Origin of the sequence: Pseudomonas sp., assembly GCF_030147005.1 — a bacterium.
Classification (GTDB): domain Bacteria; phylum Pseudomonadota; class Gammaproteobacteria; order Pseudomonadales; family Pseudomonadaceae; genus Aquipseudomonas.
In genome coordinates, this window is sequence record NZ_JASLAW010000140.1 from 1 (window position 1) to 8,803 (window position 8,803).

Here is an 8,803-nt window from a genome sequence, read left to right on the forward strand (position 1 = left end):
AACTGCTCGATCAGTTCTTGGGGGATCGAGGGTAACTCCCTCGCTGCTGCATTGGCGGGCTTCTTTTTAGTCGGCATACATGCACCTCTAGCTACATGTTATGCCCGAACACAAAATTTCTGACAGTCTCGACTGCTGCGCAGTCCAGCGGGAGCAAGCTCCCTCGCCACGGTAAAGCGCTCCTCCTTAACTGACTGGCATTAGGGCTTGCCACGGCACGCCAGCGCCCACATGTTTAATCCGTATTTATGCCATCAAGGCTTTACCAGCCGCGCATCCAGGCTGTTCTGCGCCAGGCGTTTGGCCTGGTCCTGAGTCATGCCCAGGGAGGTGTACAGCGCGTGGAAGTTCTCGGTGACATAACCGCCGAAGTAGGCCGGGTCGTCCGAGTTCACCGTCACCTTCACGCCACGCTCGAGCATGTCGAGGATGTTGTGCTGGGCCATGTCGTCAAATACGCAGAGCTTGGTATTGGACAGTGGGCAAACGGTCAACGGGATCTGCTCGTCGATGATGCGCTGCATCAGGCGCTCGTCTTCGATGGCGCGCACGCCGTGGTCGATACGCTGGATTTTGAGCAGGTCGATGGCTTCCCAGATGTACTCGGGCGGGCCTTCTTCGCCGGCGTGGGCCACGGTGAGGAAGCCTTCGTGACGGGCGCGGTCGAACACACGCTGGAACTTGCTCGGCGGGTGACCCATTTCCGAGCTGTCCAGGCCCACGGCGACGAACGCGTCACGGAATGGCAGCGCCTGGTCGAGGGTTTTCTCGGCTTCGGCTTCGCTCAGGTGGCGCAGGAAGCTGAGGATCAAGCCGCTGGTAATGCCCAGTTGCTGCTCGCCATCTTTGAGCGCGGCAGCGATGCCGTTGAGCACCACTTCGAACGGCACGCCACGGTCGGTGTGGGTTTGCGGGTCGAAGAAGGGTTCGGTGTGGATCACGTTCTGGGCTTTGCAGCGCAGCAGGTAGGCCCAGGTCAGGTCGTAGAAGTCCTGGGAGGTGCGCAGCACATCGGCGCCTTTGTAATACAGGTCGAGAAACTCTTGCAGATTGTTGAAGGCGTAGGCCTTGCGCAGGGTTTCGACGTCGTTCCAGGGCAGCGCAATCTTGTTGCGTTCGGCCAGGGCGAACAGCAGCTCAGGCTCCAGCGAGCCCTCCAGGTGCAGGTGCAGTTCAGCCTTGGGCAGGGCGTTGAGCCAATCGTACATATCTAAAATCTCATCAGGTGCAATGGCGGCATTCTACAGGCCATGGCTGAAATAATCGGCAAAACCTGACCAGCAGGAGAGTATTTGATTTATTTGCACAAGGGCGGCGTGAACTAAGGTGTAACGAAACGTTAGCGGCGTGGCGCAGTCTGTACCCCAACGATGACTGATTTGCCGTACTTAAAGGCCCCCTATGCTCACTTCCCTCAAGCAAGAAAAATTCATGCTGCTGGCGCTGATTGCCGCCATTGCCGCCTACCCGCTGGAACACTGGATGCTCCACAGCGGGCAGATAGTGGCGCTGCTCGCCGGCCTCGCTTTGATCGCGTTTATCGTGATGGCGTCGATGCGGGTGGCCCATCATGCCGAGCAACTGGCGGAAAAGGTCGGCGACCCCTACGGCACCATGATCCTGACCTTGGCGGCCGTGCTGGTGGAAGTGGTCATCCTGGCAATCATGATGAGCAACGAGCCGTCCCCCACATTGGTGCGCGACACCATCTATTCGGCGGTGATGCTCGATATCAACGGCATCCTCGGCCTGGCCGCGCTGATGGGCGGAATCAAGCATGGCGAGCAGTCCTACAACGATGACTCTGCGCGCACCTACAGTGTGATGATCCTTACCGCCATGGGCGTGTCGATGGTGGTGCCGGAATTCATTCCCGAGGCCGACTGGAAAATTTACTCGGCCTTCACCATCGGCGCGATGGTGGTGCTCTACACCTTGTTCCTGAGAATGCAGGTGGGGCCGCACAGTTATTTCTTCAGCTACAGCTACCCGGAAAAACGCCGCAAGAAATTGCCGGAAGAAGAGCAGGCTCCGCCCGTGAACCTCGCGTTCTCGATCGGTACTTTGGTGTTTGGTGTGGTGGTAATTGGTGCGCTGGCCGAGGTGATGTCCAAGACCCTCGACCTGGGCCTGGAAGGCACAGGCGCCCCGCCGGTGATCACCGCGATTGTCGTGGCGGCTATTTCCGCCGCGCCGGAAATCCTCACGGCGTTGCGTGCCGCCTTGGCCAACCGCATGCAGTCGGTGGTGAACATCGCACTGGGTGCCTCGTTGTCGACGGTGATCCTGACGGTGCCGGTAATGGAAGCGATGGCGCTCTACACCGGCCAGCCGTTCCAGATGGCGATGACGCCGGTGCAGACGGTGATGGTGTTTATCACGCTGATTGTCAGTGCGATCAATCTCAATGATGGTGAGACCAATGCCATTGAGGGGATGACGCATTTCGTACTGTTTGCGACCTTTATCATGCTGTCGCTGCTGGGGCTATAACCGGATTTTAAGAACACCATAACGCCAAATATGGGAGGGCAAGCCCTAATGCCGGTCAGTTAAGCGCTAAAGCAGAAAAACCTGCGACCTGTTGCGAGGGAGCTTGCTCCCGTTGGGGCGCGAAGCGGCCCCAAAAATGGGACTGCTACGCAGTCCAGCGGGAGCAAGCTCCCTCGCCACAGGGACCGGTTCTGTCTTAACTGACTGGCATTAGGGCAAGCCCGCAAAGACGCAAGCCCTTTCGCATTTGCCCACCGGCGTTTTGAGGATCGCCCACCTCTGGGTACAATCACCGCCCTCTTCCACTCCCCAAGGAACCGCCATGTCCGGGCTTGAACTGTTCGCCGCCGCACTGGGGGTGATCGCCGTATGGCTGACGGTCAAGCAGAACCCCTGGTGCTGGCCGATCGGCCTGGTGATGGTGCTGCTTTACACGTGGGTGTTCTACGACGTGAAGCTCTACTCCGACATGCTGCTGCAGGTGGTCTATGCCGCCCTGCAACTCTATGGCTGGTGGCAATGGACCCGCGCCGGGGAGATCAAGCAGGGCCGCCAGGTCACCCGCCTGGGTAGGCCGGCGATCATGGCCGGCCTGGCCGTGGGCGCCATTGGCAGCCTGTTGCTCGGCACCGCCATGGCCCACTGGACCGATGCTGCCCAGCCATGGCTCGACGCGGCCCTCACCGGCTTCAGCCTGGTGGCGCAGGTGTGGATGGCGCAAAAACGCGTGCAATGCTGGCCTCTGTGGATCGTGGTGGACGTGATTTTCGTCGGGCTGTTTCTCTACAAAGGCCTCTACCTCACCGCCGCGCTCTATGCGCTGTTTACGGTCATTGCCGTGCAAGGCTGGCGTGAATGGCGCGCTGACCCGGCGTTGCGCGCATGAAGGTGGTGGTTCTGGCGGGCCCCGAGTCCAGCGGCAAAAGCTGGCTGGCGGCCGAGCTTCACGCGCACTTCGGTGGGCTGATGGTGGGTGAATACGTGCGCTATTTCATCGACCAGCATCAACGCGACACCTGCCTGGGGGATATCCCGGCGATCGCCCGGGGCCAGTTGGCCTGGGAAGACGCGGCGCGAGCCAGGCGTCCGGCATTGCTGATCCTCGATACCCACCTGCTGACCAACAAGCTCTGGAGCCAAACCCTGTTCGGCGATTACCCAGGGTGGCTCGACACTGAACTGCTGGCCCGTCACTACAACCTGCATCTGCTGCTGTCCCCCGAAGACGTGGAATGGAGCGCCGACGGCCAGCGCTGCCAACCGCAACTGGAGGACCGCCGGGCGTTTTTCCAGGCCAGCCTGGATTGGATGCAGGCGCACCACCAGCCGGTGAGGGTAATCAGGGGAGACTGGCAAGCGCGCAGGGACGCAGCGTTTGCCGCCGTCGAGCGCTTGCTCGCACCCGCAAGGGTCGATTAACGCTTTTTGCGCGAACCGAGCTGAATCCACGTCGGCGCATGGTCGCTGGCATGCGCCTCGTTGCGCACCCAGGCATCGACACCCGCGTCCTTGAGATAAGGCTTGAGCGCCGGGTTGAGCAGCAGGTGATCGATGCGCAGGCCGGAATTCTTCTGCCAGTGCTGACGGAAATAGTCCCAGAACGTATACACCCGCTCTTCGGGGTACAAATGCCGTAAGGCGTCTGTCCAGCCCTGTTCCAACAGGCGCTGATAGCAGGCGCGGCTCTCGGGCTGCAACAACGCATCCTTGAGCCAGGAGCGCGGGTTGTAGATGTCCAGGTCGGTGGGCACCACATTGAAATCCCCTGCCAGCAACACCGGATGCTCACTGGCTTGCAACGCCTGGGCGTAGTCGATCAGGCGCTCGAACCAGGCCAGTTTGTAATCGAATTTCGGCCCCGGTTGCGGGTTGCCATTGGGCAAATAAAGGCAGCCGACCAACACGCCGTGCACCGCCGCTTCGATGTAGCGGCTTTGGGTGTCGCTGTCATCACCGGGTAAGCCGCGCCGGCTTTCCAGCGGCTGCGCGTCCCTGGCCAGAATCGCGACTCCGTTCCACGAAGCCTGGCCCAGGCAAATCGCGCCGTAGCCGGCCGCTTCGAAATCGGCATAGGGAAACAGGCTTTCCGGTGCCTTGAGTTCTTGCAGGCACACAATGTCCGGCTGCTCACGTGCCAGCCATTGCAGCAGGTTGGGCAGACGGGCACGAATGCCGTTGATATTGAAGGTGGCGATTTTCAGCGCTTTCATGGGATGGGGTCCTCTCTGGGCTCTTTGGGGTAGAGCCTGGAGAGGCGGCAGATGTTCCATGCGGGAGCGAGTCGGTATCAGTAACCCAACGACAGCCCCGTATTGCGACGCGGGTCATTCGCGCCATAGAAGCGGTTGTTGCCCACCGGCTTGCCATCCAGGGCCGGCGCGCCCACCAGGATGGCGGCCAAGTGATTGGCATCCTGGGGGCCGGCGAACGTGTGGCCCCAGCTTTCGAGGATCTTGCGAGTGTCCGGGCTGACCGCGAAGGTTTCAAGGTTGGTGGCCTGAGGCATCCACTGCTGGTGGAAACGCGGCGCGTCCACGGCCTCCTGGATGTTCATCTTGTAGTCGATGACATTCAGTATGGTCAGCAGCGTCGCGGTGATGATACGGCTGCCCCCCGGCGTGCCCACCACCATGACCGCCTTGCCATCCTTGGTCACGATGGTCGGGCTCATCGACGACAGCGGCGTCTTGCCCGGCGCAATGGCATTGGCTTCACCCTGCACCAGTCCATACATGTTCGGCACGCCGACCTTGGCGGTGAAGTCGTCCATTTCATCGTTGAGGATCACCCCGGTCTTGCTCGCCATCACGCCCGCGCCGAACCAGTCATTGAGGGTGTAGGTGACGGAAACGGCGTTGCCCCAGGTGTCGACGATGGAATAGTGGGTGGTGTTACTGCCTTCATGGGGCGACACGCCCGGCTTGATTGCCTGGGAGTCCCCGGCCTTGTGCGGCTCGATCGCATCGCGCAGTTTCGCCGCGTAGTTTTTGTCCAGCAGATGCGCGACCGGGTTCTTCACGAAATCCGGGTCGCCGAGGTAGCTGTTGCGGTCCACGTACGCGTGGCGCATCGCTTCGATCTGGTAGTGCAAGCCCTGGGCCGAGTGATACCCCAGCTCAGCCATGGGGTAGCCTTCAAGGATATTCATGACCTGGCAAATCACCACGCCCCCGGAGCTTGGCGGCGGCGCCGAAACCACGTGGTAGCCACGGTAATCGCATTCGATGGGTGCCAGTTCGCGGGGCTTGTAGCTGTCCAGGTCGGCCTGGGTGATGAGGCCCTTGCCGGCTTGGCTTGAGTCCACCAAGGCCTTGGCGACCCAACCTTTATAGAAGCCATCGCTGCCCCTGGCGGAAATTTCCTTGAGGGTCCTGGCCAGGTCCTTCTGCACCAGCGTCTGGCCGACCTGCAGCGGTTGGCCGTTGTGCAGGAAGATTGCGCGCATGTCCTGGTCTTTTTCAAACTCACCGGTTGCGGTGTGCAGCAGGTCAATGTCGCCCTGCCCCAGGGCAAAGCCGTTGTCCGCCAATTTGATTGCCGCAGCCATGACCTGGGCGCGCTTGAGGGTACCGTACTTGCTCAGGGCCAATTCCATGCCGGCGACGGTGCCCGGCACGCCGACGGCCAGGTGGCCTTTGGTGCTCAGGCCTTCGACGACATTGCCGTCTTTGTCCAGGTACATATCGGCCGTGGCCGCCAGCGGAGCTTTTTCGCGGAAGTCGAGGAAGGTCTTGCGCCCGTCCGCCAGTTGCACGGTCATGAAACCACCGCCGCCGAGGTTACCCGCCGCCGGGTACACCACTGCCAGCGCGTAGCCTACCGCCACCGCCGCGTCCACCGCGTTGCCGCCGGCCTTGAGCACATCCACGCCGACCTGTGTCGCCAAATGCTGGGCGGTCACCACCATGCCATTTTCACCGGCCACCGGGGCCTGGGAAGCGGCGTGCACGCCACTGACCGTCAACACCAGGGCAGTGGCAATCAAGGTGCAACTCAAGGCTTGGTATTTCATCCGTGACTACTCTAATTATTGAGATGCACCAAAATAGCCCCTTGTTGACTCGATCCCCAGCGCAATGGCGGTTTCATGACAGAACCTGTCGGTCATGGAACGGTTGGCCGAACCAATCAGCAGTGGCCTATAAAATTAATGGCGCTAGAATCAGCGCCATTCTTTTTCCGCCGCCTGACACGAGCCCCCCATGAGCTTCGATTTCGACACGATCCACCCACGCCTCGGCACCGGCAGCACCAAGTGGAACCGCTACCCGCAAGACGTTTTGCCAATGTGGATCGCCGACATGGACATCGCCGCCCCGCCCGCCGTGCTTCAGGCGTTGCATGCGCGCCTGGACCAGCAGGTACTCGGCTACAGCGTCGCCGGCCCGGATGTGCGCGAAGCGATCATCGCTGACCTGTGGGCCAAATACGCCTGGCGCGTCCAACCGGAGGAGCTGCTGTTCCTGCCCGGCGTCGAGCCGGGTTTCAATATGGCGCTGCACGCGTTTGTGCAACCCGGCCAGCCGGTGGTGCTGCAAACCCCCAACTACCGGCCGCTTCGCCTGGCGCCCGGCAACTGGAACTTGCCGCGCATCGAAGTACCGTTCGAGTTGATCAACGGTGAATACCTTACGCCCCTGCCCGCGCTACGCCAGGCACTGACCGGCGCCGGTGCGTTATTGTTCAGCAACCCGCACAACCCCATCGGCAAAGTCTTCCCCCGTGCAGAACTGCTGGCCGTGGCCAACGCCTGCCTCGAAAGCGGCGCGTTGATCATCTCCGACGAAATCCACGCCGAGCTGTGCTTTGACGGCCGTCGGCATATCCCCATCGCCAGCCTCAGCGATGAGATTGCCCAGCGCACCATCACCCTGATGTCGGCGAGCAAGGCGTATAACGTGGCCGGCCTGAAGACCTGTTTTGCAGTGGTGCAGAATGCCGAGATCCGTGAGCGTTTCAACCAGGCCCGTTGCGGCATGGTCGACAGCGTCAGCCCCCTGGGCCTGGAAGCCACCCGCGCCGCCTACAGCCAGTGCGGCGCATGGCTCGACGCGCTGGTGCATTACCTGCAAGCCAACCGTGACTACCTGCTCGATGCCGTGCACACCCGCCTGCCCGGCGTAGTGATGCACGCCCCGCAAGGTACGTTCCTGGCCTGGCTGGATTGCAGTGCGCTGGGCCTGGATGACCCGCAGCAGTTTTTCCTGGAGCAGGCCAAGGTCGGTTTGAGCGCCGGTATTGAGTTCGGCGATGACAGCCAGCAGTTCGTGCGCCTGAACTTCGGCTGCCCACGGGCGATGCTCGAAGAAGGCCTGCAGCGTATGGAGCGCGCCCTGCGCCGCCTGTAGCGCTCCGTGGCGAGGGAGCTCGCTCCCGCCGGGCCGCGAAGCGGCACCGTTCTTTAGCCATGCATGCCTTCAGAGCTTGGCAATGGACACTTCGGTGGACTTCACAAAGGCGATCACTTCGCTGCCCACTTTCAACTCCAGGTCACGCACGGAGCGAGTGGTGATCACCGAAGTGACGATGCCGGACGCGGTTTGCACGTCGATTTCCGACACCACTTCACCCAGCAGGATTTCCTTGATCACGCCCTTGAACTGGTTGCGCACGTTGATCGCTTTGATGGTCATGTCGGCTTTCCTTTTGGCTGTTGAGTCAATCCGCACGAATGCGCAGGCACTCAAAATGCGCCCTCACGGAAAACAATAAAAAGAATATATAACTCTTTATTTATTCGATATGGATATATAAGCGTTCCCGCCTCGCGGCTGCGAGTTGCGTTTTTACCCCTGCGACACCAGGTCCCGAGGTGTACGTTGACCATCGCTATCACACACCATATAGTGTGCCCACAAACAGATACCACCACTACATAGTGTGAAGTCTCGGTATCACCGACCACACTACGAGCGGTATTTCAATGCCTTGAAGCCTGTAAAACAGCCTATTTTTTGGACGGCCCCTACGCCGTCAGAACAGTTCAGAAAGGAGTATTTCAATGCTGAGTTGGGATGAAGTCGACAACGAAGACAGCGTTGCAGCGGTCGTCAAAGGCGCCAACGCCGGCCACGCCACCGAAGCCAACATGGACCGCCTCGACGGCGCCGGCGCCGCCGCGGCCATCGAAGCCCGCGCCGTCACCGCCAGTGACTCCGCCGCCATCGCCCGCGCCAAGGCCGAGCTGGACAAACTCGACGTCGCCGAAGGCCTCGCCGAACTCGAAGGCGCCTCCGCCCGCGTCGCCGTTGACGAAAAACGCATGATCAACTGCCGCGCCGACCTCAACCAACTCGTGCCCTTCAAGTAC

8 protein-coding genes and 1 pseudogene are annotated in these 8,803 nt (G+C 61.0%); 5 read left to right on the forward strand and 4 right to left on the reverse strand.

What is annotated here, in order from left to right:
- Nucleotides 1–254: 254 nt before the first annotated feature.
- A complete protein-coding gene (locus Q1V60_RS12850) occupies nucleotides 255–1,208 on the reverse strand; it encodes an adenosine deaminase (RefSeq protein WP_043051475.1) in 954 nt (317 codons plus the stop codon).
- Between the two features lie 193 nt (nucleotides 1,209–1,401).
- Between Q1V60_RS12850 and Q1V60_RS12855 the strand changes: the two genes are divergently transcribed.
- From Q1V60_RS12855 to Q1V60_RS12865, 3 genes are all read left to right on the forward strand, one after another.
- Nucleotides 1,402–2,493, forward strand: coding sequence for a calcium:proton antiporter (locus Q1V60_RS12855; RefSeq protein ID WP_300630841.1), 1,092 nt, complete (start codon nucleotides 1,402–1,404; stop codon nucleotides 2,491–2,493).
- Between the two features lie 322 nt (nucleotides 2,494–2,815).
- Nucleotides 2,816–3,379 (forward strand): nicotinamide riboside transporter PnuC, encoded by a 564-nt coding sequence (gene pnuC / locus Q1V60_RS12860; RefSeq protein ID WP_300630844.1) that lies wholly within the window; start codon nucleotides 2,816–2,818, stop codon nucleotides 3,377–3,379.
- Nucleotides 3,376–3,912: an AAA family ATPase gene (locus Q1V60_RS12865; RefSeq protein ID WP_300630847.1), complete on the forward strand. Its 537-nt coding sequence runs from the start codon at nucleotides 3,376–3,378 to the stop codon at nucleotides 3,910–3,912. The genes pnuC and Q1V60_RS12865 overlap by 4 nt, the downstream gene beginning before the upstream one ends.
- Here Q1V60_RS12865 and xth read toward each other — a convergent pair.
- Together xth and ggt are read right to left on the reverse strand one after the other, a co-directional pair.
- The gene (gene xth, locus Q1V60_RS12870) at nucleotides 3,909–4,703 is read right to left on the reverse strand and encodes an exodeoxyribonuclease III (RefSeq protein WP_300630849.1); all 795 of its coding nucleotides are present in this window, start codon (nucleotides 4,701–4,703) and stop codon (nucleotides 3,909–3,911) included. The genes Q1V60_RS12865 and xth overlap by 4 nt on opposite strands.
- Before the next feature lie 77 nt (nucleotides 4,704–4,780).
- Nucleotides 4,781–6,505 carry a gamma-glutamyltransferase gene (gene ggt / locus Q1V60_RS12875; protein WP_300630851.1) on the reverse strand — a complete coding sequence of 575 codons (1,725 nt, stop codon included), beginning with the start codon at nucleotides 6,503–6,505 and terminating at the stop codon, nucleotides 4,781–4,783.
- Nucleotides 6,506–6,695: 190 nt separating this feature from the next.
- Here ggt and Q1V60_RS12880 point away from each other — a divergent pair, with 190 nt between their 5' ends.
- A complete protein-coding gene (locus tag Q1V60_RS12880) occupies nucleotides 6,696–7,841 on the forward strand; it encodes a PatB family C-S lyase (RefSeq protein WP_300630854.1) in 1,146 nt (381 codons plus the stop codon).
- Nucleotides 7,842–7,910: 69 nt separating this feature from the next.
- Here Q1V60_RS12880 and Q1V60_RS12885 read toward each other — a convergent pair whose 3' ends face one another.
- Entirely contained in the window at nucleotides 7,911–8,126 is a 216-nt protein-coding gene (locus Q1V60_RS12885) for a TOBE domain-containing protein (RefSeq protein WP_003173733.1), read from the reverse strand.
- Nucleotides 8,127–8,494: 368 nt separating this feature from the next.
- Between Q1V60_RS12885 and Q1V60_RS12890 the strand changes: the two are divergent.
- Nucleotides 8,495–8,803 (forward strand): annotated as a pseudogene (locus Q1V60_RS12890) (ribonucleotide-diphosphate reductase subunit beta); the annotation flags it as partial.